The sequence below is a fragment of the Cryobacterium cheniae genome (assembly GCF_004403395.1).
Taxonomy (GTDB): Bacteria; Actinomycetota; Actinomycetes; order Actinomycetales; family Microbacteriaceae; genus Cryobacterium; species Cryobacterium cheniae.
Genome location: NZ_SOGN01000071.1, coordinates 23,279 through 47,399 on the forward strand (window position 1 = coordinate 23,279; position 24,121 = coordinate 47,399).

23 protein-coding genes are annotated in these 24,121 nt (G+C 63.1%); 12 read left to right on the top strand and 11 right to left on the bottom strand.

Annotated elements, in window-relative coordinates; all coding sequences use genetic code 11:
- Window positions 1–67 precede the first annotated feature (67 nt).
- Window positions 68–577, bottom strand: coding sequence for a DinB family protein (locus tag E3T23_RS14760; protein ID WP_134371291.1), 510 nt, complete (start codon window positions 575–577; stop codon window positions 68–70).
- 269 nt (window positions 578–846) lie between these two features.
- Between E3T23_RS14760 and E3T23_RS14765 the strand changes: the two genes are divergently transcribed.
- Together E3T23_RS14765 and E3T23_RS14770 are read left to right on the top strand one after the other, a co-directional pair.
- Window positions 847–2,004, top strand: a complete 1,158-nt coding sequence (locus E3T23_RS14765) for a hypothetical protein (RefSeq protein ID WP_134371292.1) — start codon at window positions 847–849, stop codon at window positions 2,002–2,004.
- Between the two features lie 29 nt (window positions 2,005–2,033).
- On the top strand, window positions 2,034–2,630 hold the full coding sequence (locus E3T23_RS14770) for a hypothetical protein (RefSeq protein WP_134371293.1): 597 nt from the start codon (window positions 2,034–2,036) through the stop codon (window positions 2,628–2,630).
- Between the two features lie 1,034 nt (window positions 2,631–3,664).
- On the opposite strand, the gene E3T23_RS14775 is transcribed toward E3T23_RS14770, so the two are convergent.
- Together E3T23_RS14775 and E3T23_RS14780 are read right to left on the bottom strand one after the other, a co-directional pair.
- Complete coding sequence (locus E3T23_RS14775; protein WP_134371294.1) at window positions 3,665–4,222, bottom strand: hypothetical protein; 558 nt, start codon at window positions 4,220–4,222, stop codon at window positions 3,665–3,667.
- Window positions 4,223–4,230: 8 nt separating this feature from the next.
- On the bottom strand, window positions 4,231–4,599 hold the full coding sequence (locus tag E3T23_RS14780; protein WP_174843891.1) for a single-stranded DNA-binding protein: 369 nt from the start codon (window positions 4,597–4,599) through the stop codon (window positions 4,231–4,233).
- Window positions 4,600–4,613: 14 nt separating this feature from the next.
- Between E3T23_RS14780 and E3T23_RS14785 the strand changes: the two genes are divergently transcribed.
- The 3 genes from E3T23_RS14785 to E3T23_RS14795 all read left to right on the top strand — a co-directional run bounded on the left by E3T23_RS14785 (window position 4,614) and on the right by E3T23_RS14795 (window position 8,339).
- Window positions 4,614–5,423 carry a hypothetical protein gene (locus E3T23_RS14785; RefSeq protein WP_134371295.1) on the top strand — a complete coding sequence of 270 codons (810 nt, stop codon included), beginning with the start codon at window positions 4,614–4,616 and terminating at the stop codon, window positions 5,421–5,423.
- A gap of 317 nt (window positions 5,424–5,740) precedes the next feature.
- On the top strand, window positions 5,741–7,624 hold the full coding sequence (locus E3T23_RS14790; protein WP_134371296.1) for a DUF262 domain-containing protein: 1,884 nt from the start codon (window positions 5,741–5,743) through the stop codon (window positions 7,622–7,624).
- Between the two features lie 85 nt (window positions 7,625–7,709).
- Window positions 7,710–8,339 (top strand): hypothetical protein, encoded by a 630-nt coding sequence (locus E3T23_RS14795; protein ID WP_134371297.1) that lies wholly within the window; start codon window positions 7,710–7,712, stop codon window positions 8,337–8,339.
- A 195-nt stretch (window positions 8,340–8,534) separates the two neighbouring features.
- Here E3T23_RS14795 and E3T23_RS14800 read toward each other — a convergent pair whose 3' ends face one another.
- Window positions 8,535–10,349 (bottom strand): alpha/beta hydrolase family protein, encoded by a 1,815-nt coding sequence (locus E3T23_RS14800; RefSeq protein ID WP_134371298.1) that lies wholly within the window; start codon window positions 10,347–10,349, stop codon window positions 8,535–8,537.
- Window positions 10,350–10,863: 514 nt separating this feature from the next.
- Between E3T23_RS14800 and E3T23_RS14810 the strand changes: the two genes are divergently transcribed.
- Window positions 10,864–12,522, top strand: coding sequence for a hypothetical protein (locus E3T23_RS14810; protein ID WP_134371300.1), 1,659 nt, complete (start codon window positions 10,864–10,866; stop codon window positions 12,520–12,522).
- A 366-nt stretch (window positions 12,523–12,888) separates the two neighbouring features.
- Here E3T23_RS14810 and E3T23_RS14815 read toward each other — a convergent pair whose 3' ends face one another.
- Genes E3T23_RS14815 through E3T23_RS14820 form a run of 3 tightly spaced genes read right to left on the bottom strand, consistent with a single transcriptional unit; the run spans window position 12,889 to window position 14,623 of the window.
- On the bottom strand, window positions 12,889–13,935 hold the full coding sequence (locus E3T23_RS14815) for an NAD(P)-dependent alcohol dehydrogenase (RefSeq protein WP_134371301.1): 1,047 nt from the start codon (window positions 13,933–13,935) through the stop codon (window positions 12,889–12,891).
- A 5-nt stretch (window positions 13,936–13,940) separates the two neighbouring features.
- On the bottom strand, window positions 13,941–14,102 hold the full coding sequence (locus tag E3T23_RS15360; RefSeq protein WP_166784600.1) for a hypothetical protein: 162 nt from the start codon (window positions 14,100–14,102) through the stop codon (window positions 13,941–13,943).
- Window positions 14,099–14,623 carry a DUF6326 family protein gene (locus E3T23_RS14820; RefSeq protein WP_134371302.1) on the bottom strand — a complete coding sequence of 175 codons (525 nt, stop codon included), beginning with the start codon at window positions 14,621–14,623 and terminating at the stop codon, window positions 14,099–14,101. The genes E3T23_RS15360 and E3T23_RS14820 overlap by 4 nt, the downstream gene beginning before the upstream one ends.
- A 99-nt stretch (window positions 14,624–14,722) precedes the next feature.
- Between E3T23_RS14820 and E3T23_RS14825 the strand changes: the two genes are divergently transcribed.
- The 4 genes from E3T23_RS14825 (at window position 14,723) to E3T23_RS14840 (ending at window position 18,344) form a co-directional block, all read left to right on the top strand.
- Entirely contained in the window at window positions 14,723–15,424 is a 702-nt protein-coding gene (locus E3T23_RS14825; protein WP_134371303.1) for a TetR/AcrR family transcriptional regulator, read from the top strand.
- 192 nt (window positions 15,425–15,616) lie between these two features.
- Window positions 15,617–15,982 carry a phosphoglycerate mutase family protein gene (locus tag E3T23_RS16070; RefSeq protein ID WP_420898335.1) on the top strand — a complete coding sequence of 122 codons (366 nt, stop codon included), beginning with the start codon at window positions 15,617–15,619 and terminating at the stop codon, window positions 15,980–15,982.
- A gap of 253 nt (window positions 15,983–16,235) precedes the next feature.
- Window positions 16,236–16,961 carry an RNA polymerase sigma factor gene (locus E3T23_RS14835; RefSeq protein WP_241978016.1) on the top strand — a complete coding sequence of 242 codons (726 nt, stop codon included), beginning with the start codon at window positions 16,236–16,238 and terminating at the stop codon, window positions 16,959–16,961.
- A gap of 87 nt (window positions 16,962–17,048) precedes the next feature.
- On the top strand, window positions 17,049–18,344 hold the full coding sequence (locus E3T23_RS14840; protein ID WP_134371304.1) for a hypothetical protein: 1,296 nt from the start codon (window positions 17,049–17,051) through the stop codon (window positions 18,342–18,344).
- A 75-nt stretch (window positions 18,345–18,419) separates the two neighbouring features.
- Here E3T23_RS14840 and E3T23_RS14845 read toward each other — a convergent pair whose 3' ends face one another.
- Together E3T23_RS14845 and E3T23_RS14850 are read right to left on the bottom strand one after the other, a co-directional pair.
- Window positions 18,420–20,144, bottom strand: coding sequence for a formate--tetrahydrofolate ligase (locus E3T23_RS14845; protein ID WP_198416232.1), 1,725 nt, complete (start codon window positions 20,142–20,144; stop codon window positions 18,420–18,422).
- Window positions 20,145–20,285: 141 nt separating this feature from the next.
- Entirely contained in the window at window positions 20,286–22,187 is a 1,902-nt protein-coding gene (locus E3T23_RS14850; RefSeq protein WP_134371305.1) for an ABC transporter ATP-binding protein, read from the bottom strand.
- Window positions 22,188–22,354: 167 nt separating this feature from the next.
- Between E3T23_RS14850 and E3T23_RS15365 the strand changes: the two genes are divergently transcribed.
- Both E3T23_RS15365 and E3T23_RS14860 read left to right on the top strand, forming a co-directional pair.
- Window positions 22,355–22,555, top strand: coding sequence for a hypothetical protein (locus E3T23_RS15365; protein WP_166806315.1), 201 nt, complete (start codon window positions 22,355–22,357; stop codon window positions 22,553–22,555).
- Window positions 22,543–22,848 carry a hypothetical protein gene (locus tag E3T23_RS14860; protein WP_134371306.1) on the top strand — a complete coding sequence of 102 codons (306 nt, stop codon included), beginning with the start codon at window positions 22,543–22,545 and terminating at the stop codon, window positions 22,846–22,848. Before E3T23_RS15365 ends, E3T23_RS14860 begins: the two co-directional genes overlap by 13 nt.
- 145 nt (window positions 22,849–22,993) lie before the next feature.
- Here the strand turns inward: E3T23_RS14860 and E3T23_RS14865 are convergent, their stop codons facing one another.
- The gene (locus E3T23_RS14865; protein ID WP_134371307.1) at window positions 22,994–23,587 is read right to left on the bottom strand and encodes a dihydrofolate reductase family protein; all 594 of its coding nucleotides are present in this window, start codon (window positions 23,585–23,587) and stop codon (window positions 22,994–22,996) included.
- 231 nt (window positions 23,588–23,818) lie between these two features.
- Window positions 23,819–24,115, bottom strand: coding sequence for a HigA family addiction module antitoxin (locus E3T23_RS14870; protein ID WP_241978018.1), 297 nt, complete (start codon window positions 24,113–24,115; stop codon window positions 23,819–23,821).
- Between the last annotated feature and the right edge of the window lie 6 nt (window positions 24,116–24,121).

The window sequence follows — 24,121 nt, forward strand, 5'->3', positions numbered from 1 at the left end:
AATGACTAAAGGGATCGATGCTTTTCCAAGACGTCTCCTCTGTCGAGGATTCTGAAGTCTCGGTTCGCTATTCGCCGACTGTGCCGTCAATCGCTTCGCGCAAAAAGTCGGCGTGTCCGGCGTGGCGAGCGGTCTCCTCGACAAGGTGCAGCAGCACCCATCGGAGCGAGAAGTTGCGGCCATCGCCCAGCACCTTGACCGACAGCTGATCCAAGCCTGTCGATTTTGACACGACTGCCCGGCTCCGATCACAGGCTTCGCGGTAGCGACTGCGCAACTGAATCGGCTCGAGAAAAGCAGCGTTGCGGAATTCCCAGTCCGGGTCGTCGTCCCAGTCCACGCTGGCCCATGGCTCTCGATCAGGGAGGCCAGCAAAGCGGACCTCCGTCCAGTCCTCTTCCACCAGCGCCAGATGGTAAAGCAGGCCCGCGAGGGTGAGTTCGGAGGGGGAGTGCCTCTGTGCCAGCTGCTCACGGGTCAGACCGTCGGTCTTTGATAGCAACGTCTCACGCTGATAATCGAGGTACTGCGTGAGCATGCCGAATTCCGCGCAGTTGGGATCAGGATCGATTCGCATTCGCTCATCCTGCCAGGGAGCGGAGACGTGTCGCTAGGCGAACCGTGACCGCCTTTGAGACAAGGACTAGAAATCGGCCCAGACAGGCCCACAGCGCCGCCCGGCAGCTATTTTTTTGGGCTTCTGACCACGAGAAAGACCGCGCTCACTTCCATTTTCGTACCTGCGGAAGGGCTGTGTAATTCATAACGACGCTGTAACGGCCGACTGGGATTCCCCACCTTGAAGTGTGACTCGATCGGAAACGCAATTCTTTCTGCGACTATGAGATGAACCTTGCGATCTTCTTACGACCGCAAGGAAAAATGGGGGCGCACGTGCCAAAGTATGGGTTCAAATTATTGCGGGTTCAAGCCTTCAACGGCGGGGGGCACACACCGGTCAATTTTGGCCCGGAAGGCGAGCCTCACTATCTGGACAGAGTGGCCGAAGACATTGCCGTGCTGCGGCGCAAGCGTGACGCTGAGGAGATTCTCAGGGCTGCTGTGAGTTCTGCCGAAGGTATACATCCCGCAGTGGATTCTGCCAGTGGGGACGAGATCTACATATCGTCAGATGACGTGGTCTCCGGTTCCGAGACAGCTCAGTTACCAGCAAACCTCTCGGCCAAACCACCAGCAGTTGTACGGGTAGACGAGTCCTGGAGGCTGCGGTCGGCTCTCCTAATGCAGATCCAATACGGGATCGTCGGCGATCACAATACAGCGGTGGATCCACAAGGGATGCGAGCGGATGCAGACCTGACAGGACTGGCAACCACCCGGCCATATCGCGCGCTGCTCATCACACCTGAACGCGGCACCGTCGGATTCCTGGCTGTGGAGGTTATCTCCAGATCACATGCCGGAGCTGACCTCGCGCGTCGCCTCCACAACGCTGCAGTTGGTCACAATCTGAAGCTCCGTCCTCAAGGCCCCGTGGCGGACGCAGCTGCGGTGCGCAACCTCGTACGCCGCGGACGGGTGAAGGAAGTCGAACTGTTTAAGACGATCGTGACTTCAGACTCGGAAACTCCGAGGATGAGGAGGGTCAAGCTCACTTTCCCTATCGCGGCCGGAGCGTCGGAGGCCGCACATATCCTGAGTCGTGTCACCGGGTGGCTCCCACGCAAGACCACAGGAGTCGACTCACAGCCCGTAGATGCGGCCCAAGAAGCCTCGGCCTTGGCCTCAATCCTTTGGAGCGACGCTGAGTCTCTGGAATTCGATGACGCGAGAGTGCACATCAAGTCCGATTTGAGCGACCGCCGACTCCAACCGCTGGACAGGACAGAAGGGTTCGTTTACGAACTCGGGGAAGTCGAATTGGATAACACTAAGTTCGTACACGAAGTCGCCTCAGTGGCCCAGGCTTTGTTCGATGCCAATGAAATGGAAATGGAGCCCGACTGGACTGATTGGCTTGACGGAGCTGGAAGTCGGCAGTAAACAGAAGCAAGTTAGAGTGGGGGATGCACATGTCCAGAATGAACGTGTTCGCACTTGTTATCGATCAATTCCGGTTTCTCCGTCACGTTGGCACCGGGAAGCCCGCGATCCTTGTGCGCCTGTTTCTCATCGCCGTTGCGCCAATAGCCGGGGCGATTTCTCTGCGGCTGGGATGGCAGCTCAACAGCGTTAGTGAGCTTTCAGCGGCCTTGGGTCTTCTAGCCGGTGTGTTCATTTCCGCGTTTGCCCTTGTCTTTTCCCTGCGCCTCAACCTAGCCAGGCGGCCCACGAGCAATCTGAAGCAGCGTGCGTCTCGCTTGATGGATGAAAGCGCACTCACACTCTTGACCGCAGGCCTGGTCGCCGGCACGGATGCGATCTGGGTGACGGTTGTCTCGGCCGCCAACGATACGGATACTCCGGTCAGCGTCTGGCCTACAGCGATCACGGTCGCTTTAAGCGCCCTAGTAGCCGCTTATTTCCTGCTGGCGGTGCGCCGACTGCACGTGTTGTATGTCGATACTTTCCCGCCTTTCTGGAAGGTACAGGCCTTGGCTGGCGGGGCCGGTACGGCTATGGATCTCGAAGAGGCGGCGCGCAGAGTAGCTATCCGAAATCGGACGTAGTATCTCACCACCGGGGTGCGCCGTCCTCGCGAACATTCATTCCGGAGCTGCTGCGGTTGAGCGCGATAAGCGCCCCACGGGCGCTCACAGCTGGAGTAGCCCGCAACGGGAGCAAGGCCATGCAATCGACCGGCCCCACACTCTTGCTTCCATCTTGATGAGGCAGGAAGGGCAGTTGGGGTTGTCAAGGCACTGTCGTGAGTCATGCGCAGATTCAAGCGCACTTGGGGCTGGTCCGCTTGGGAACCCCGATAGCTAGAGTTTGATTGGCTTCCATCGCGGCGCTTCGACGGGGTCAGGTACCGTTTCTGGAGGGAATCTTCGCAATTTGATAGACGACCGAAAAAACAGTAAGGCCAATGAACCATCGACTACTGCTCCGAGGGCGTAGCCAAATGTGAAGTTGCCCGCCCCAGACACCGCGAGGGAGACCTCGTTGACAACGCTGAGGATGAGTAATGAGCCGACGACAAAGCCGGCTCGCGGCCGAGATGTCATCCTCCACCAAGCCCGCGGCGGCTTAATAGGTTCACCTGGACCGCGGAAGGACCGCACGCCGCCCGAGTAGAGCAATAGTAGAAGTACGTTTGCACCCATTGCGTATGCCGGGGGTGGGAACGCCGGGGCAAGGACCAGACCAGCGAACCCTGCGAGCAAGGCTCCAATAACGATGTAGACGAGTTTCCAACGCGTCTTTCGAATGCGGACCATAACGAGAGCGTAGCGGCGGACAACCACCCGAGGTCTTCGGAAATGGTTTGAAGACCACAAAAATCCTCGACGACCTCTGGAGTCCTCGTCCTGCCCGCAAGGGGGACGGCCACGGTCGGCCCACTGCCCCAAGGGCACAATGCGCGTTCCACATGAAGGCTGGGGGCCTGATTCCCATTGTGCCCGCCCAAGAAAGGACACGGTCAACGTGGGCTAACCCGGACACTTCATGAGAGCAAAAAGGACGCTCCTTGGCGAGGCTCGCGCCAGATTGTCAGGTCGTCCAAGGACTGGTCAAGAGCCGATTGCTTCAATCGTGTCAATTAAGGAGATCCGGCGCGTGCATAGAACTTAGTCTCAGCATCACGCCGCCTGGCGACGTCATCCACGACGAACTGCACGAAGTCTGCGTCGCGATCGCTGATCACGATTTCATGTACAGCATCCGCCGGCGGCTCTCCTGGCCACGGAGTTTGGCGCGTCGGACGGTCCCGCTCCAGGCGGGTCCCCGATGTCGCAACCCAGTCGTGGAGGCGCTGGCGGGCATCCGCAAAGTCTCGGTGCCATCCGAACGGGGCCGAGCCGTGCTGGTCGGGGTCGTATGCGCAGAGCCAGTGCAGGTGCAGTGCGGAGAGTTCCCAGACGAGTTCGGGGTGGCGGTGCCAGAAGGGTGGCACGACGGATGCCGGGAGCCCGTACGTCCGTCGTAGCCAGTTCACCCACCGGTTGAGTTCGATCCACTCTGTTTCGGCGTCATCTGCGCTGAGGAGATTCCAGTTGATGGGATGCGGCGGCTCCGCCGAGAGTGGCCCGTCGAGTTCGTCTTCGCCGAATGAGGCACCCTGGTCGCCGGATGCCCAGTCGACCAGGGACGCTGCCATCGTTGTCCTCACATTCCGAGCACGGCTGAGCCGGCGCGAGCGTGCTCCGCCTCGAGCAAGACTGCCTTCTGGGCGGCTAGCGCATCCCGTTCGGTGCCTGCAGGTGAGCGGCGGGTTCGGTCGACGTCGTAGTTGGTGCGGGCGAGGTCGTGGCCGATCTTCTTCGCCACGAATTCCTCGCGATTGATGACCTCACCGTCGCGCTCAAACTGAAAGTTGCGGACGTAGCCCTCAGCGACGAAGCTGTCACCTTTGGCAAACCGTGTGAGTGCCCGGTCGGCTGTGGCGCGGTAGGCGACGAGGTCGTGAAAACTCGGCTCGAGAACGGTGAAGCTGCCGCTGTCTTCGCGCCGGAAGTGCGGTTGGCCGACGCGCACGTAGGATGCGACTTGTGAAGATAGCCAGTGATGAAACACACCGTTCGCTCGCCTACCTGGTCGCGACAGTCCGGTACGGCAAACCAATGCCGGTGGAGCTCTTTGAAGCGTACGCGTCTGCACCCGATCCGGCTGAGGCCAGATACCGGACGGTGGGCGGGATCGCCGAGATGGTGACAAACCAATGGATCAGCGTCATGGGGGTGACAGGTACGCGGGAACTTGCCTCTCCTGCCGAGTCGGCCTCCGCCTATCTCGACCGTGTGGGATGGGCCGAGATCGTGGATGGGATGATCTCGCCGACTGCGCTGGGCAGCGTAGTCCTTCAAGCGCTGAACGCGCCGACGGTCGACGTGTCAAATGAGGACCCTCTGACAGTTGTTATCGACCCTGCAGACCCGCTTGCGTACGCAAAGGTGTTCGGCTTGATCGTTTCACGGGACGCCGGTCTACTCGTCGACCCGTACCTGCGGTTACCCGAATTTTACGAGTTGCTCGATATCCAGGCCGTAACGCGCATTCTGCTGTCGAACAATGGGGTGACTACAAAACGTCCCATCATCGCAACAGCGCTCGCCGCGATTAATGGTCGGGTCGAAGTCCGTTTTGTCGAGGAAAAGCTGTTACATGATCGGTTCTTCATCCCTGACCAGGGTGATGTTCTGGTGTTTGGTAGCAGTCTGAACTCGCTGACTCGTCGTCCAGGAGTTGTTACACCACTCGCCGATGTCGCAGCCTCGGGAGCGATTCGCGATGCGTACAAAAAACTGTGGATGAGCGGAACGCCGATTGAGCCGAGCGAGGCGAGGAAAGCGTCGGAGTAGCTCGAGTCGGTCGTACCCCCTGGGATGAGGACGTCGATGCTAGGGGGAGTGGTCGCAACAGAGTCGCGATGCGGTCAGTCTGCCACCGCAGCCCATTTTGCATCGAGTGCTCGAGGGCGTATGTGGAACACCAAATCGGAGGCAGGAGAACTCCTTGAGGGCCAAGCTCGTGCAGTGAAAAAGTAGCCAGCGTGAATCTCCACGCGACCTGGAAACGAAGATCACTCGTGTGCAGGAGCGGGAGGAAGAGGGGCACTGTGGGGCTACGGTAAAGGGGCTGAGAACCACGGACGTGGATACACAAGGGGGAGTTCTTTATGAAGGCAGATGCACTCACACCGCGCGATCTTTTCGATGGGAAGGTCCACTATGAGATTCCTGCCTTCCAACGCCCCTATGTGTGGAATGAGGAGGATCAGTGGGCGCCGCTGTGGGACGACGTGGAGCGGGTCGCCCTAGCAGTGCTGAAGTTGGAAGAAGACGAGCCCGAATCGACCAAGCTGCCGACCCACTTTCTTGGTGCAGTGGTCGTCAAGACGGTCTCAGCGTTCGCCGGAGACGTCTCGAGACACATCGTAATTGACGGCCAGCAGCGCATGACCACAATCCAGCTGCTCCTGGATGCAGCTCAGCTGGTTGTCGAGGAGCTTGGTTACGAAGACGAAGCCGAGGCGCTGAGTGATCTCATCCTCAATGAGGGCAAGCGGTTCGCTGGCAAACGGGAACGCTTCAAGTTGTGGCCCTGCCGGGCCGATCGTGTTGCGTTCGAATCCACTATGGACTCACCAGCTGGAAAAAAACACGGGGCGTCCAGAGTCGCTGAGGCGCACGCATTCTTCCAGTCCACGGCGCGATCCTGGGTGGTCGGTGCAGTGGTTCCACTCGAGGGGAGTGACGGCGACGAGAGCCTCATCAAGGTGCCGGGCACTGAAGCCTCACGAGCCAGAGCCCTCGCACAGACGCTGCAGTCACATCTGTATCTTGTGTCAATCAATCTCGGTGTTGATGACGATGACCAACTCATCTTTGAAACACTTAATGATCGCGGTACTCCACTGCTCGCTGCGGATCTGATCAAGAACTGGGTATTTCAGCGCGGTGAAGACCTGCACGCCGACACCGAAAATTGGGCAGAAACCCTTTGGCTCGAATTTGATGATGATTGGTGGCGGGAGACCATCAGCCAAGGTCGTCACCTCAGGTCGCGGGTCGACATATTTCTTCAGTACTGGCTCACAATGCGGGAACGTGAGGAGGTCCTCACGGAGGGAGTCTTTCGCGCATTCCGGGACCACGCTGCGGCGTCGATGAAAGAATTGAGCACAGCCGAATCATTCCTTCAGGTGCTTTCGCACGATGCGGCAACATTCCGGGGTTTTGCTGAGCTGGATCCAGACTCATCGCCGGGCAGGTTCTATTCGCGGGTCGTTGAGAGCCTGGAGTTAGCTGCCACCATTCCGCTGCTGCTCTGGATGCTTTCCTCCAACCATGACGTCCCCGGTGTTGAGATTTCGAAGGGGCTTCAGGCTCTGGAGAGCTGGGTTATCCGTCGGACGATGTTGCGATACACCATGAAGGACATCAACCGTTTGATGGTGTCGCTGCTCAGCGAGCTGGATACTTCGTCCGTACACCGGGCAGGTGACGTGGTGCGGGAGTTCCTCTCCTCCCAAACGGCTGATTCCCGCTTCTGGCCGAGCGACGAGACGATGGTGCGAGATCTGCCCTCCCTGCGGCTGTACGGCAATGTCCGTCAGGGGCGCCTGCGTGTCGTCCTGGAGGGGATCGAAATGCAGCAGCGCACGGAGCGGCACGAAAACACGCAGCTACCCCACAAACTTGAGATCGAGCACGTGATGCCGCAGGGATGGCGGGCTCACTGGGACGCCACTTCGCCACTAGACGACGTCGATGCTGCCGAGCGCGACAAGCGGGTCAATACTCTCGGAAACCTCACCCTCGTCACCAAGAAGCTCAACGGCACGTTGTCGCACCGGCCGTGGACAGATCGCGAGACTTGGATCGTCGCTCCCACGGGTAAAGACCAAGGACGGGGAAAACGCACGCTTCTGAGCGACTACTCATTGCTCGTGCTGAACAAGGATCTCGTGGGCGCACACCCGGAGTCCTGGTCCGACGACGACATCGAGGCTCGGGGCGTTCTGCTTACCCAGCGCCTGTGCCGGGTCTGGCCGTGCTGAATCAGATCCGGTCGTCGTCGGCTTCATGCACGACGGTGCCCCGCTCTGATCTTTGCGCGCGTGCCGGTGCCGCGCGGAGGAGATAGTGGAGTTTGTTTCTGGACTCGCGCCCATCGTCACCGTCGGCGGCCTGGTTGTGGCGGTCCTGACTTTCGGATTCGGGCTCGTGCAGGATCGCGGAAAACGATTCTATGAACGGTCAGTGCAACTGCTGGACCTCCAAGCGCGTTTCAGGGAGCTAGGCCCGATCTCCGGGGCAATGGCATCAGATTCCGCTGCCCTTTCCCATGAGCAACTACTCGCCGAATATGGTCGCGAGGCGAGAGCCCACGCGGCGCTATATGTGTCGGCGGTGTCGCGGCTTCACGCGCCGGGATCCTTCTTCGGCGGTTTCTCGTCCTTGGCCTACGCGATGGTCACCGCGCTGATCACCGGGTCGGTCGCATCCCAGCTTCTGGAGGCAGGACCCGTTGCGGTCCTCATCGTGGCGAGCCTTCCCGGGCTCGCGACGATCCTGCTGACGTGGTCCGGCGCTCGCCTGGTCCTGCGGCGCGAACGCACCTTGATCATCCGCGGGAAGATGGGCGAAGTCGACCCACTATCGAAGGAGGGACGACGTCGGTTCAGGAGTTCGCTGATGGCAGCGGGACGGTCGCTGCTCCGCTGGCTCAAAAGAGGATCAGCCGGGGCCGCATCCGCCGGCGCGTCACCCTGACTTCGGCGTCACGGCGGGGGTGAGCGCAGGGAACTGGCGGGTTTCGGACCTGCTGACATAACCGGGCGTTATCGGACGCGGAGAATCCCACCCATACTCACCGGGAGAGCGTTCGAGCGGGCTCGCCGGTGTACTGCGGGGTAGCGGGTCGTCTCGACCGGGCCTCGCTTCGCCGTACTGAGCCTGCTCGCCGCTTCATTCCGTCTGGTCGGGAATGCTGAGGGTAGTGTCTGGCGCGAGACCGTTGTCTTTCAGATACTTCAGCGCACGTTCGATGGTCTGGATCTTCTGCTTCAGTTCTTTGAGTGCCGGTGATGATTCGTCTGAGAACTCGTCGAGCCGCTCATATTCACGCCGAACCTCGATCTCGGTTTCGGCCAGAATTCTCCAGGTAGCCGGATCCTGTTCAAGTTCTTGACATTGCCGCAGAATTGCTGCGGCCAGCTGGCGTTCCACAACCGCTTCGAGGGTTGCTGCGGTGGTTCCGGGGCTGGCCAGGCCAAGAGCGAGGCCGCTGCCACCCGCAGTGAGGAGGGTGCCAGCAGTCAGGAGGCCCCCCATCATCCCGCCCGGCCCGAACGCCGCCAGCGCGCTGGTGATCACTGCGGCTCCGGCCAGACCGGCGCCAGCGGCGAGCGCCAGGCCGCCGGTCACCAGGACGATCAGGGCCGCCCCGACACCAAGCGCACCCCACTTCATCCAGTTCACTCCGCGGCCGCTGCTCAGCGCCTCTTGCGCACGTTTGGCGGCCGCGAATACATCGGCGCCGTACTGGCTTCCCAGTCCCATCTCGGCGGTGAGATCTTTCATGGCATCCCGCCACTTGTCTTTCGGGATCGAGATCTCAAACGGTCGGATGACGTTCTCGGCTGCAAGGATCGTCAACAGGACGACGGCCTCGTCCTTTGGGATGTGGCTGCACGGGAGCGGTTCGGGCACAGTAGCGTGCGGATCGGACAGATCGAAGGCGAGGCGTGCAACCGCGAACGGCATTCCTCTGCGCCTTCTTTCCTCGCTGTCGTTTCGTCGTCTGATGCCGTCGACGACGGCCCCTTGCACTTGTCGAAGGGCGCCGGCGAAACGATCCTGTTGGTCGCCTTCCAGTCTCATCTTCGTGAGGTGCGCGTAGCGCAGCGCCACAAGAGCCATCTTTTCTATCTCGTCCACGGGGAAGTCGAGACCCTTATCGATGCCCGCAAGCTCCTTCGACCTGGACCCGAAGAGCGCGAAGCCAATGGCCGTCGCCACCGCCTCGTTGGAGAGATACTCCGTCGCGGCATGCGCCTTGGTTCCCACCTTTTTCGTGTCAATCCGAAAATCGACCATCCACGGGAATACGGAGGACACACCACGGTGGGCGGCCACCGGGTCAGGGGCGTTCCAGAAGTTTACCCACCATGCCAGGTTCGTCGGCGGTTCTTTGAGCGTCTCTCGCAGTTTGTCAACATCGAAGCTTCCGTTCGCCAGGGGGCTCCCGATGGTCACCATGCCGGCAACTTCGAGGCCAGGCGGCAGGCGCCGCCCGAGGTCGGCGGCGATCACGGAGCCGAGGCTATGGCCCACGATCACAAGCCTCCCCGACTCGGGCAGCTTGGTGAGGATACGGTGCAGGACTTGCGCGCGAATCTCAGGATTATTGAGGTAGTTGTGCGCTTGCTTGAAGAGAGGCAGTCCGACGGCGACACCGATAACAGCGTCTCCACCTGGCTGGCCATTGCCGCGATCGTGACGGCCGAGTCTGAACTCAACGGTGCCCATACGGCGCTCGAAGTCCCGGCGGTTCTGCCTGGCCGCATCGCGGGGAGGCTGCTTGATCGTCACACCCGGCAGCGGGACTTTGTCGTCCCAGCCCTTGAGTGCGTGCGCGTACTTGGGCGCGATCACTCGCACTGTGTTCAGATCGGGGTATCCCAGACGAGTCAGTGCCTCTGTCACAGCGATCTTCCACTTGTCGTCCTGATCGCCGTCCCCAACCCCATGTAAGAACAGCAGAATCGGTTCGTTCGACAAAGGAGCCCCCAGTCCGCGCCGCCCTTCGGCATTCAGAGCTGAATACCCAGGACTTCAAGTCAAGACTAGCGAGTCCACTCGGAACTCCTTGCGGCCCTGAAATCTCCTCCCCAAGGGACACAGGGGAGTACTCGTGACGGCGATCTGGGCGTACAAGCGCCCGCCGGGACGCCCCGTGCGCGAGGCCTTGACCGGGCTGATCGCCGGGGCTTGGCTGCACCGTTCGGCGGCTGCAGCGACCCCCGTGCGGTTTTCTCTCCTCGGGCCACTACCCTGAATGACAGCGGCACGCTGCTGGCTGCTGGCTATACAGACCGGGGGCTGTTCTGATGGGACTGATGAGAGCGGCTTCTGACGCTATCGGTGGTGTGCTCGGCGACCAATGGACGGACTTCTCCACGGTTCTTGAAAGCGATCGACGAGCTGATCGCGACCGGACTGTCCGCGCGCACTCCTTCGGCGAGCTAGCCGAGACTGGTTCGGTCGACGGTCACACGCAGACCGGAATCCAAGCGTGAGTAAACCTGACGTGCCGGACAAGAGGGACGTCGCATCGCGGGAGCCCGTCACCAAAGCTGCAAGGAGCCGCCGCTGGTCCCTGGGGGCACTCGCTGGCGCATTGGTGGTGGTCCTCATTGTCATCGGCCTTGGCTACGTCACCGGCCAGGCGGACTCCGACCACGACGGGTTGACGAATCGCGTCGAGGTGTTCGGCTGGGGCACGCTCGGTGGCAGCACGTTCACCACGAATCCTCTTGCGGCCGATACGGACGGCGACGGACTCACAGACGGAGACGAGGCCGGTCAGGTGGTCTCAGACCCCGACGAGAGCACGATCTACGCGGGAATTTCCAACCCCACCAAGGTCGACTCCGACGACGACGATCTCCACGACAAGCATGAGACGAGCGGCTGGCTGAGCACGAGGGGCGCGGTCTACCGAACCGATCCCATGGATCCCGACACTGACGACGACGGACTCACCGACGGGGACGAAGCGGGCCCGGCGATCTATGACCCCGGCAAGGGCATCGAATTCGGGGCTTTCTCGAGCCCGCTGATACCCGATACTGACGAGGACGGCCTGTCCGACACCGCTGAGGCCGATCTCTCCCTCGACGCGTTCGATCACGACAGCGACGGCGATGAGCTCGAGGACGGCCGCGAGGTCGAGCATCTCGGCACCGCTCCGGATGTCGCTGACACCGACGGCGACGGCTTCGATGACGGGTACGAGGTCGAGAATCAGGAGAGCCAGGGACTCGACCCATTATGGTTCGATGCAAAGGTCGAGCCATCGACCTATGCGCGGGACTTCGCCCAGGGGGCGGTATACGGCGAGATCAGGCCGGGTGATTCTCTCGCCTGGTTTGCCGGCAACCTTGCCTCCGGAAGCGCCAGCTTCATCCCCGGAGTCGGCTGGGTGGTTGGAGGGGCTGCCGACTTACGCGATGCCGTCGGGTCGAGCATCCACGCCGACTGGGTCGGTGCAGGCTTCAGCGTCGTCGGCTTGGTACCGGCCGCTGGCGACGCGGTCGCTATCCCCGCCAAGGCCTCGAAGTTCGTCCTCCGTCACCCCGAGCTTGCCCCCGCTGTCGGTGCTGCCATCGTGGCGCTCAAGTGGGTTCCGGACCATGTCAAGGTGGCGACCCTCACGCAGACCACGAAGAGCTGGCCGGACCTCCAGGCCTCCGGCTTCAGCGATAAGTCGCTTCTCCGGCTTCAGGGGGGCAGGGTCAGCCCCGAGAGTCTCGCTGAGGCCATGAAGCGCCCCGGTCACGTCAAAGCCGGTGGCCGCGCTCGGTTCTTCGCCACGCCTAAGGAGGCAGAAGCATACCTGGCCAGCACGCATGGAGTGAAAGATGGCGGTGAGTACACGCAGGTCGGGCATTCCACGAAAGACTGCATTGAGGTCTGCAATGCCGTTGTTCGGCGGTTCGATGTCGTGGCTAAAGAAGTGGCTCACGAGTCCAAATTGGGTCGTGTCAATCTGAGCCCGTCGATCGAGCGCCAGATCAGGTCGGATGCTTACCTGGTGCAGAAGGGCGATATCAAAGGTGCTCACTGGGACTTCTTCGCCAGTTCGGTCTCGAACACGATGGGACCGAGCGAGCCGGTGCTCGATCTCCTTGACGAGCTCGGTATCCCGTACACGATCCATGTCCCCGCTTAGGAGGCGCTCGATGCCTGCCTCACACTTCGTTGCGATGACGCGGGCCGACTGACGCGGCTCTCAACCTCGGCGGCCCGCACGTTAGCGGAGCACCGGCGGGGGAGTGACGCCCGGCCGGACTGGCGGGGGAGTGACGCCCGGCCGGACTGGCGGGTTTCGGACCTGCTGAAATAACCGGGCTATCCGCGCTGCTCTCCCGCCTTCTCCTGACGTCAATGTCAATTCCGGGCTAGAGATGGGGGGCGGAAGTTGGTTATGATCAAGGTTAAAGCAGTTGATACAGGGGGGATCACCTGTCAGTGCTCGGCGACGAGCAGTGGCAGGAGGGCGTCATTATCGCCCTGACTCCTACACATTGGAGGGGGATTAGGGTCGTATCGCTGCGCACGGCGCGCCCGTCGCGGATGAAGAGCTGGCGGCCCACTCCTTGGTGTTGTTCAGGCCGGTGACGGTGATGGTGACCTTTCCCCTGGCGTGCTCCTCAAGGAAGTAGCGGATCGCCTCAGGCGTCTCAGCGAGCGGGTAGCTGCGGTCGACTGGCGGCGTGATGGTGCCGGCGTCGATGAGTACCCGAAGAACTTCGAGGTCGGCCCCGCTCGCGGCTGCGGAGAGGGGTCGAAGGCTCTGGGTCACGAACATGCCCAGCAGCATCGCTGCAAGCATCCGTCGGATCGGACCGAGCACGCGTCCCCCGTTGCCCGACGCCAGCACAAGAGTTCCGCGACGCGTGAGGGCCCGCCTGCACTCGGCTATCGATCGGTTGCCGACGAGGTCGAAGATGACGTCGTAGCGAGCCCCGCCCGTCGCGAAGTTCTCAGCCGTGTAGTCGATGACGTGGTCTGCGCCCAACGTCCGCACGAACTCGAGATTTGCGGTGCTGCAGACGCCAGTCACTTCGGCCCCGAACGCCTTAGCCAGCTGCACGGCGAAGGAGCCGACTCCGCCGGACGCCCCGTTGATGAGCACCTTGTCGCCCGGCTTGATCTTCGCGACATCCCGCACGCCCTGCAGCGCCGTCGTTGCGGCGATCGGCACGGCAGCCGCTTGGTCGAAGCTGATTCGTGAGGGTTTGTGAGCGAGGCGCTTCGCGTGGGCGACGGTGTATTCAGCGAAGCTGCCGGCATCCACCTCCGCATACACCTCCTCGCCCACGCTGAAACCGCGCACATTGTCGCCCACAGCCTCGATCACGCCGGCTACATCCCTGCCCCGCGTCGAGACCTTGGGCCGCCGCAGGCCGAACGCCAACCTCGCAACGAAGGGTTCACCCTGCAGGAGCAGCCAATCGGCCGCGTTGATGGATGCTCCCAGGACCCGGATGAGGACTTCGTCCTTCGCCGCTACGGGCCGGGGAACAGTCTCGTATTCGAGAGTGTCAAGTCCGCCGTAGCGGTGTTGGGTTATCGCCTTCACCGTTCTCAGCGCCCCTCGGGGTTAAGTCCGTTGACCGGCTCGTCGAGGATGAGCGGCCTGGGGTCGCCTGGGATGGCGTCGGCCATGGAGCGCAGCGCGCCCGACCATCCTTCGCTCGCGCCACCCGCGGGCACGGTCACCTGGCTCAGCATTGGGCGGGCAGTCACGGCTGCTGCGGCGTGCGGAGTGGCTCGCTGTCGAGGCTGGCTGCCAGGGTCGCCGGTGATGCGGTGCGGCGTGGCCAGGTCCAGGCGGAGCGCAGGATGAAGGTCAGGATTAGCACCTCGACTCCGATGGTGAGGGCGTAGTAGAAGGCATAGTCCCAAGTCGCCCCTGCCGCGTTGAACACCATGATGGGGATGTACAGCGATGCCACGACGAGGTTCGTCACGCGGTTCATCCGAGCGGGCAGCGTCATGGAGAGCAGTGCCATCAGGGCCGGGATCGCGATGATCACGAAGAAAATGGACATCAACGTCCCGCTGATGTCGAACTCGAAAATGACGCCACCCCGGATTTTGTCGATTTCGCCGGGCTGGTAGAGGTGGAAGTAGTCGATGTAGATGACGAGGAACATGAGGCTGGTCCAGGCTGACGCAAGCTTGGCCTGCACGGGCATGCGCAGATTTTCCAGCGTGCTCTGGGACCGCGGATTCTCTAGTGCGGTGTGGGATTGAGGCATACTCATCACGGTGCTCCTTGGCTTGATTCGTCAGACCGGGACTTACGGGTGTAAGTACCGGTCCCCAGCGTAGCCTTACGTGCGTAAGTGCGCAAGGATGGGAGCATGACGTCACGCACACCGCTGAGCAGGGAGCGGATCATTGGCGCGGCCGCCGCGGTAGCCGACCGCGCGGGTGTTGCCGCCGTGAGCATGCGCAGTGTCGCGAAGGTTCTCGGCGTTGAGGCGATGTCGCTCTACCATCACGTGCCAGGCAAGGAGGCGCTGCTCGACGACCTCGCCGACTGGGTGTTCGAGAGGATCGAGCTGCCCGAGGTCGGCGCTACCTGGCGGGAGGCGCTGACCGACCGGGCACGATCGGCACGGTCGGTGCTCACGGCTCATCCGTGGGCGCTGGGGATGATGGAATCGCGCCCAACCCCTGGCCCGGCACTGTTGCAGCACCACGACCGGCTACTGGGCGTGCTGATGACTGACGGCTTCAGCGTCTTGCTCGCGACACACGCGTTTTCCGCCATCGACGCCTACGTGTACGGGTTCGCGCTGACCGAGACGAGCCTGCCGTTCGAACCGGGGGACGGCTCCGAGGAGGCGTTTGCCGTCAAGGTCGCGGCGCCGGCGGAGCTGTATCCGCACATTGCGCGCTCGCGCGCCGAGTTGTTCGGCGCTGGCGCTGGCGGTTACGCGTTCGCGGACGAGTTCGACTATGGGTTGGAGCTGCTGCTGGAGGGCCTGGAGCGTCGGGTCGCCGACGATATCCCCGCGCTACGCGAGCGTTCGAATCGAGGCACCCGGCGAAAACCGTAAAGACCCTACGGAACGTCTAGGCTCCTGAGGTCATCCGGGCGGTCGTGTCGAAGGTCTCGTGGACCTCTAGGTCGGCCGCGGCGGGCAGTGCCGTAACTCACACCTTCTTCGAACGCCCGCAGGGGTGAACGCTGGCCTTTCCAGCAATCAAGAACCTCCATCAAATCCGGGGCGCGATACTACTGTTGCCGCATGTCTGCAAACGATCCACTGCCCCACCATCCCGCTCCGGATAACCCGTCAGGGAAGCTGATTCTCTTGCGTCACGGGGAGACGGAGTTGTCGAAGGATGGCAAACACACTGGGCTCACGGATATTCCGCTCACTGCCCGGGGAGAGGAACTTGCCCGCGGCGCGGGCAGGTTGGTAGCTGTCGCTCTGATCGCGCACGGCCATTTCCTGCGCATTCTGACCGCCGTGTACCTGAGGATGTTCGCGAAACTCTTCACGAAACGGTCCGGTCGAAACAAAAAGAAATCGCTCCTGAGGCTTCTCAGGAGCGATTTCTGGCCTAAGTGGTTCTCGCGTCCGTTTCCGGTCGCGATTTTTGAATCATGAGCGGGATCTCGGTTGTTGGTGTGTTTTTCGGCGTTTTCAAGCGCGCTGGATTGTCTTAAATGTTGGGTGTTACGCCCTCTGGGCAGTATGTGGTCCGCAGCGGGCCGTATACGTCCGGAGTGGTGATCCGCCGGTCTCCTCCGATACAGGGTCTTTGGCCTTGTCTGGCCGCCCGACGCCGACTGTGGGTGTCGGTGTAGGGGTTGTGCCATTCGCGGTCGCGTCGGCGAATCGTACGGACAACGGGTTCCCCGTGGACGAGCTTCTTGGCGTCGTCCTTGATTTTGTCGCTGATGAAGGCCGCGATTTTGCGGGGGTTGAAGTTCGTCAGCAGGATGGTGACGCGACCTCCGAAAATTCGGGGCGCTGCGTGCAAGACTTACGGCGGAAGCGACATATTCAGTATGTGAGGATCGCCGACACCCCAGCCACCGCCGACATGAGCGAGGGAGCGGCGATGCCTGACAGCGCGGACCCGCCCAAGACGGCGGCCGACGTCGACTGGTTCACCGTGATCGTCCGGGAGCACTCGACTGCGCTCGTGCGCTACTTCGCCCGCCGCGGACCGCGTCAGGATGCCGAGGACCTGGCCGCCGAGGTCTTCGCCACAGCGTGGCGACGCCGCAACGACCTGCCACGGGAGGCTGTGCTGCCGTGGCTGTATCGCACGGCGGGATTCACGCTCGCGAATTCGCGCAGGAAGCACATCGATCTTCCCGTCGACGAGGTGCCCGAGTCGGGCGTAATGCGAGTCGACGGCGATCCGGAGTTGAACCTCCTGTTCGATGCGGAACTCCGCGGCGCGCTTGCCAGCGTGGGGGAGCGCGACCGGCAGATCCTTCTCCTCCACGCGTGGGAGGGTCTCGACGGGGCCGAGCTCGCCGAGGTGCTCGGCATCTCCCGATCCGGGGCGGACGCCGCGCTGTCGCGCGCGCGTAAGCGACTGCGAGAAGCCTGGGGCGAGCGGATGTCGTTCTAGGGCTTCTGCAAGATTCGGCGGCTTCTGCAAGATTCGGCACGCTCCGCACATATCCCAAGTGAACCGAAATTCCGGAGGCTGATCGATATGAACGACGACGACAAACAACGAGACCTGGTTGCCCGGCTGCGTGCCGCCGACCCGGCGGGGGAGATCGAAGCACGTGCCGGGTTCGCTGACGAGGTCATTGCGCGGATGACCGGCCCTGAGGCTGAACCGATGGCCGACACGGCACTCGTGGCCGACCTGGGCACGGAACGAGCAAGCCGACGGCCACGCTGGCTCCCGTTCGTCGCAGTCGCGGCGTCGATCGCGATCGTGGGTGCCGCGGGATACGGGATCGGAGCGAACACGGGCGGGCCAATGAGCCTCGCCGACGGCGCTGCTCCGCCCATCACTTTGCAGTCCAACGGGGGCCCTGAAAGCTCCGCGCAAGGCGGAATAGAGCCATCCGTTGCCTCTGGCGCCGGTATCGACCAGAAGATGTCCTCCCTTGCATACCCCTACGGATCCGGCCGGAACGCCTTCAGCACCTCAGGTCTGGGCACACAGGCGGGCACAGCTCAGGCCTACGCCTACGACCCCCGTTCGGCATCCAGCTCAGAAAAGGTCACCGCGCTCGCCGCGGCGCTCGGCATCGGGTTACCAGTCGAACTGCGCGATGGCAGCTGGGTCGCCGGCCCGCAGGACGGCAGCGCCCCGAGCCTGTCAGTGAGTCTCGACGGAATGCTGTCCTTCTACTTCCAGAACCCGGAGGTGAACCCGTGGCAGTGCGAGGGTGACCAAGTCTGCGAGCCGACCGGCCAGCCGCCCAGCGAAGACGCTGCGATCGGAGCACTTCGCACGCTCCTCACCGCCGCCGGTCGGGACCCCGCCGCGTTCGAATTTACCTCTCAGGTGTGGGAAGGCTCTCCCACGCGAACCGCCGAGGCAAAACCGGTCATCGACGGGCAGCAACTCGACCAGGGGTGGGCATTGGAGCTGGCAGAAGATGGTGTCGTCAGCGCCACCGGGGCCCTCGCCGACGTCGTCGATCTGGGCATGTACCCGGTGGTGAGCGAGCAAGAGGGCTTTGAAAGACTCTCAGACCCGCGGTTCAGCGCAGCGGCGACGACTCTGCCGCTCGCCCTCCGCGATCAGGCGTCGACGACCGAGGAATGGGTGGCACCGACGGAGCCGCCTGCAACACCAGTCGCCGGCACCTCGGTCTCATGGCCGGTGAACAAGGTTGAGATCGTCAGCGCACGCCTCGGCCTCACCAGCCAGTGGCAGCCGGACGGGAGCGTCCTGGTGGTCCCCGCGTACGCGTTCACGGATGCCGAAGGCGGCACCTGGTCGGTTCTCGCCGTCGAGGAATCGATGCTCGACTTCCGGGCTTTTTAGAGCATCGTTCACTGCCGGTTCGTGGGCGGGGAAGGCTTCATCGAGAAGCCCGACGTGCCCGGCCGGGTCCGCCGATCAGGACAACCCGACGATCTCGCCGTTGTCGTCGATGTCGATGTGTTCGGCTGCCGGTGCGGACGAGAGACCAGGCATGGTGCGCATGTCGCCGCAGATGGGATAGATGAACCCGGCCCCGATCGACGCACGCACCTCACGCACCGGCAGTCGCCACCCGGTGGGTGCTCCCTTGATTTTGGGGTCGGCCGACAGGGACAGGTGTGTCTTGGCGATGCACACCGGCAGGCTGCCGAAGCCTGCCCGCTCGTACTTGTCGAGTTGCCGAGCTGCCAGAGGCGAGAGGTCCAAGCCGTCGGCGCCGTACATCTCTCGCGCGATCACATCGATCTTGTCGACCAAGGGAAGTTCGTCGGGATAGAGCCGATGGAAGCTCGACGGTTCAGCGCAGGCATCCGCAACCGCCTCGGCCAGCTCGACCGCACCCCTGCCGCCTTCGGTGAAGTGGTAGCTGATCGCCGCGCGCACACCTTCCTCTGCCGCGACGTCCATGATCGCTTGATGCTCACTGTCGTAGTCGGTGGGAAATGCGTTCACCGCAATGACCGGCGTCACTCCGTGCCGTCGGATGTTGGCGATCTGCCGGCGCAGATTCGCTGCCCCGGCGATGACGTCGTCGGGATTCTCGGCAAGCATCTCCGGTGGCAGCGGTCGGCCAGCGACGACCCGGTACTTGTTTGAGTGAGTTTTCAGGTCACGCACGGTCGCGACGATGACGGCGGCATCCGGCGCCAGCCCGGAGGCACGGCACTTGATATTGAAGAACTTTTCCGCGCCGATGTCTGCACCGAACCCCGCCTCGGTGATGAGGTAGTCGCCGGCATGGATGCCGATCAGATCGGCGACGACCGAGGAGTTACCGGTGGCGATGTTCCCGAACGGACCGCTGTGGACGAGCACTGGCGTCTGCTCCACGGTCTGCATCAGGTTCGGCTTGATGGCGTCCTTGAGTATCGCGGTCATGGCGCCGGCCGCCTTGAGCATCTCGGCGGTCACCGGTTCGCCGCCGCGGTTGTAGCCGACGACGATTCTTCCCATCCGTTCACGAAGATCCCGCAACGACGTGCACAGCGACAACAACGCCATCACCTCGCTGGCTGCGGAGATGTCGAAACCGGATTGGAACGGATTGCCGTCGTCAGGACCGCCGAGCCCGGTGATGATGGTGCGCAGCTCGCGATCGTTGACGTCGAGGACACGTCGCCAGGTGATCTCATGGGGGTCGAACCCGAGACGGTTTCCCTTGTGGATGTGGTTGCCGATCATCGCCGACAATAGATTGTGGGCCGCGGTAACGGCGTGCGTGTCGCCGGTCAGGTGCAGGTTCAGTGCCTCCATCGGGACCACCTGAGCGTAGCCGCCACCAGCGGCTCCGCCCTTGATGCCGAACGTCGGCCCCATCGACGGCTGCCGTATCGCGACGATCCCGAGCTTGTCGATGTGCCGGAAGCCCTGACCGAGCCCGACCGCGGTGGTCGTCTTGCCCGACCCGAATGGAGTCGGCGTGATTGCGGTGACGACGACATACTTGGCCCGTGGACGGTCACGGAGCTCATCGATCGCATCGAGGGAGATCTTCGACGCTGCACTTCCGTGCGGTTCCAGCAGGTGTGGACCGATGCCCATGTCGGCTGCAACCTCTTCAAGCGGGCGACGGGCCGCAGCGCGCGAGATAGCGAGATCCGACGGCATGGCCGTGGTGATTGATCGAGATGGCTTGAACATGGTGCCTCCTCAGCGCCTCAGCGCCTCAGGGGCCTGGTGACCCAAGCGTACTGTCAGGCCAGTCGTCATCAGTCCCCATTAAACGAAACGTGATGAGACGACTTTCCGAGACGCTTGGGGCAGGGGCGCCGAGCTCAGAGTCTAGGTCCGGCTCAGCGCTTCCTCGTCGGCCGCAACATTCTTCTGCAGGGCGAACTGGGTCCGGTGCAATTCCTCGTACCGCCCACCCACAGCCAGCAGTTCCTCGTGCGTACCGCGCTCCACGATCGAGCCGTCCTCAACCACGAGGATCAGGTCCGCGCTGCGGATGGTGGAGAGGCGGTGTGCGATCACCATCGCCGTCCGTCCCTTGAGTGCCTCGCTGAGTGCCGCCTGCACGGCGGCCTCAGACGTCGAGTCCAGCGCCGCCGTCGCCTCGTCGAGGATGACGACGCGCGGCTGGGCGAGCAGGAGCCTCGCGATGGTCATCCGCTGGCGCTCGCCCCCGGACAGCCGGTAGCCACGCTCTCCCACCATGGTGTCCAGCTGGTCCGGCAGGGACCGGATGAGCGGCTCGAGCCGCGCACGGCGGACGGCGTCCCACACCTCGTCGTCGGACGCCTCCGGCCTCGCGAGGCGCAGATTGGAGAGGATGGTCTCGTGGAACAGGTGGCCGTCCTGCGTCACCATGCCCAGGCTGTGCCGCATGGAGACGAAAGTGACATCGCGGACATCCGTCCCCGCGAGGCGCACGGCGCCGCTGTCGACGTCATACAGGCGCGAGAGGAGCTGCGCAATTGTGGACTTGCCGGCACCGGACGTACCTACGAGGGCAACGGTCTGCCCCGGCTCGATCCTGAAGGACACGCCGTGCAGCACCTCCTCGCCGCCGCGGGTGTCCAGCGTGGCAACCTCCTCGAGAGAGGCGAGGGACACTTTGTCCGCGGACGGGTAGGCGAAGCGGACGTTGTCAAACTCGACGGCCACTGGGCCTTCGGGGATGGCGACGGCGTCGGGCTTCTCCTTGATGAGCGGGTCGAGGTCCAGCACCTCGAAGACGCGCTCGAAGCTGACCACCGCGCTCATGATCTCGACCCGTGCGTTTGCGAGGCTGGTGAGCGGCGCGTAGAGGCGGGTGAGGAGGAGCGCCAGGGTGACCACGTCACCGGTGTTCAGCTGGCCGGCGAGTGCGAGGAAGCCGCCGAGCCCATACACGAGCGCGAGGGCGAGAGCGGAGACGAGCATCAGTGCGGTGAAGAAGACGAACTGCAGCATCGCGGTCCGGACCCCGATGTCGCGGACGCGGGCGGCGCGGACGCGGAACTCCTCGGCCTCCTCGTCGGGCCGGCCGAACAGCTTGACGAGGGTGGCGCCGGGCGCGGAGAAGCGCTCGGTCATCTGCGTGCTCATGGCGGAATTGTGATCGGCGGCCTCGCGGCGCAGCGCGGCGAGGCGGCTGCCCATGCGGCGGGCGGGTACCAGGAAGATGGGGAGCATGATCATGGCGAGAACCGTCACGAGCCAGGACGTGCTGAGCATGACGATCAGGGTGAGGGTCAGCGCCACGAGGTTCGTGACCACGCCGGACAGCGTGCCGCTGAAGGCCTGCTGGGCGCCGATCACATCGTTGTTGAGGCGGCTCACGAGGGCGCCCGTCCGCGTGCGGGTGAAGAACGCGATCGGCATCTTCTGCACGTGGTTGAAGACCGAGGTGCGGAGGTCCAGGATCACGCCTTCGCCGATCCGCGCCGAGTACCAGCGCGTCACGAGTGACACGGCGGCGTCGGCCACGGCCACGAGGGCGATGACGACGGCGAGCCAAACGATCGTGGTGACCTCGCCCTGGGCGACGATGACGTCGACCACCTGGCCGGCGAGTACCGGCGTCGCGACCGCGAGGAAAGCTCCCACGATGGAGAGGGCGATGAAGATCAGCAGCTTGGACCGGTAGGGCACCGCGAACGTCATGATCCGCCGCACGGACTCACGGGAGAAGCCGTGCTTGCCGTCCCTGGCGGTAGAGATCTTGTGCAGCGAGCTCCAGGCCGCGCCTTCCATGCTCATTGAGGTTCCTTCCGTGGGCAAACGACCAGTTTAGATGGCGAGTTGCCCGAGCTTTGCGACACGGATGCCGAGGTGACGCGCGGTGCGCCGGTCAGGACCGCGTCGGGTCCGCGGTCATTCCACGACTGCGCGGCGGCACCGAGGTAGAAGCCAGGACGGTTGTCGTCGTGGTCGGTGGACGTGGTGGTGTTCCGGCCGGGGAGCGGCCCGAGACTGACCCAAAGACCACGCCGGAGAACGCCACCCTCGATTACGTCGTTCCGGCCGACCCCACGAACTGGTCGACCGCCCGGGCGTGGACGTCGGCGGTGTCCGGCTGGACGGCCGGCCCGGTTCTCGTGGCGCGCTCCGGGCTTTGCTTCATTTGAACGATAATCTCATCGCCGAACACGGACTCGTTCGAGGAATCCTTGGGCTGACGGAGCCGGAACCCACCGGCGATCATATGTGGGATGCCGCCATCGCGGCTCTCGTGGCATGGCGGCTCAATCAAGAGAACATCCCGCTGCCTGGATGGGTCAACAACCCCGATCGCGCACTGACCGAACCTGTCGTGTTCCGGGTCGACCCGGCCGACCCCGCGCCCGAACGTGATGACGTGCCGAACGAGTTCGCCGAACGCGGCGTTCTTGCATGGGCAGATACCTTCGCGAGCGTCTGATGTCCGGCACCTCGCTGGACCGCAACGCGATCATCACAGTGACGACGAGTGGATGACGAGCGGGATCCCCACCACGCCGTTCGGCGTGATCGTCTCCACGGCACTGTCCGGCTGCTGATCGCCGTCAGGGCCCACAAAGTGACCCCTAACGTGCCCCGCGCACCGCGTACCGGTGCATCGTCACTCCTTGGTCGAACGAATCCTGTTCCAAGAGGTCGAGCTCGAGAGGCTGGTCGAGAGCGTCGAAGAGCGGCCGGCCGGCTCCGAGCACGACAGGGTGTGTGAACAGCAAGAGCTCGTCGAGCAGGTGAGCCTGCATCAGCTGGGTGGCGAGGTTCGCGCCACCGATGCCGATTTCTCCGTCCGTCTCCTGTCGCAGCACGGCGAGCTGTTCGATCGCGTTGTCGTCGCCGATGATGCGCGTGTTGTGTTCGGCCGTGGTGCGCGTGCGCGAGACGAGCGCCTTGGGTTTGTCCGTCCAGATCTCGCCGTACTCGCGCAGGAAGCCCGGAAGGGATTCGTCCGTGCGAGCGTTCGGCCAGAACGGATCCATCATCTCGTAGACTTTGCGGCCCTGAACCATCATCGACAGCGCCCGCGCGCGAGCGTTGAATTCGCGATGCAGCGGCTCACCCAGGCGGATCCAACTGGGCCCTCCGATGTCACCGTGTTCACCCACCTCGCGCTCGATGAAGAGATCAAGCGAGACATTCATCCAGTAAACGAACCGGCCGGCCATGACCACTCCCTTCGCCGAGCCACGATTGCGGGGACTCCTACACGCTAGCTTTTTGAGATAGCGCTGGGCGGGCTCGGCACCACCCTACAACTCGCCCCCGGCTCCACGTCGACCGCCTTTGTTGGTCCGCAAGTCGGACCTCGACGGACGCAGATTCAGCGCCAAGTCGCGAAGATTCCGAAGTCTCGGGGGAGTGGTGTTTGGGAACCCTCAACGGACGCATCGGCCTCGCTAGGCGCTCAGGAGTGACCGGATCTGGTTGAGCTCCCCCGCGTGAGCAGCGGATTGCACGTCAAGGTCGTATCGGGTCTGGAGGTTCATCCAAAATCGGTCCGTTGTGTCGAGTGCTCGTGCCAGCCGAAGGGCGGTGTCCGGGCTGATACCTCGTTTACCGTGAACGATCTCGTTGATGCGGCGCGGGGGCACGGCGATCGCCTGGGCAAGACGGTATTGGCTGATGCCCAGGGGAGTGAGGAATTCTTCGAGAAGAATCTCGCCGGGGTGAATGGGCTCGTGTGCGGCAGTCACAATATC

Excerpts from the sequence above, each read along its gene's own strand:
- E3T23_RS14760 (WP_134371291.1), bottom strand. The coding sequence starts at position 577 with ATGCGAATCGATCCTGATCCCAACTGCGCGGAATTCGGCATGCTCACG.
- E3T23_RS14765 (WP_134371292.1), top strand. The coding sequence starts at position 847 with ATGAACCTTGCGATCTTCTTACGACCGCAAGGAAAAATGGGGGCGCAC.
- E3T23_RS14770 (WP_134371293.1), top strand. The coding sequence starts at position 2,034 with ATGTCCAGAATGAACGTGTTCGCACTTGTTATCGATCAATTCCGGTTT.
- E3T23_RS14775 (WP_134371294.1), bottom strand. The coding sequence starts at position 4,222 with ATGGCAGCGTCCCTGGTCGACTGGGCATCCGGCGACCAGGGTGCCTCA.
- E3T23_RS14790 (WP_134371296.1), top strand. The coding sequence starts at position 5,741 with ATGAAGGCAGATGCACTCACACCGCGCGATCTTTTCGATGGGAAGGTC.
- E3T23_RS14820 (WP_134371302.1), bottom strand. The coding sequence starts at position 14,623 with ATGAGTATGCCTCAATCCCACACCGCACTAGAGAATCCGCGGTCCCAG.
- E3T23_RS14825 (WP_134371303.1), top strand. The coding sequence starts at position 14,723 with ATGACGTCACGCACACCGCTGAGCAGGGAGCGGATCATTGGCGCGGCC.
- E3T23_RS16070 (WP_420898335.1), top strand. The coding sequence starts at position 15,617 with ATGTCTGCAAACGATCCACTGCCCCACCATCCCGCTCCGGATAACCCG.
- E3T23_RS14840 (WP_134371304.1), top strand. The coding sequence starts at position 17,049 with ATGAACGACGACGACAAACAACGAGACCTGGTTGCCCGGCTGCGTGCC.
- E3T23_RS14845 (WP_198416232.1), bottom strand. The coding sequence starts at position 20,144 with ATGTTCAAGCCATCTCGATCAATCACCACGGCCATGCCGTCGGATCTC.
- E3T23_RS14850 (WP_134371305.1), bottom strand. The coding sequence starts at position 22,187 with ATGAGCATGGAAGGCGCGGCCTGGAGCTCGCTGCACAAGATCTCTACC.
- E3T23_RS14865 (WP_134371307.1), bottom strand. The coding sequence starts at position 23,587 with ATGGCCGGCCGGTTCGTTTACTGGATGAATGTCTCGCTTGATCTCTTC.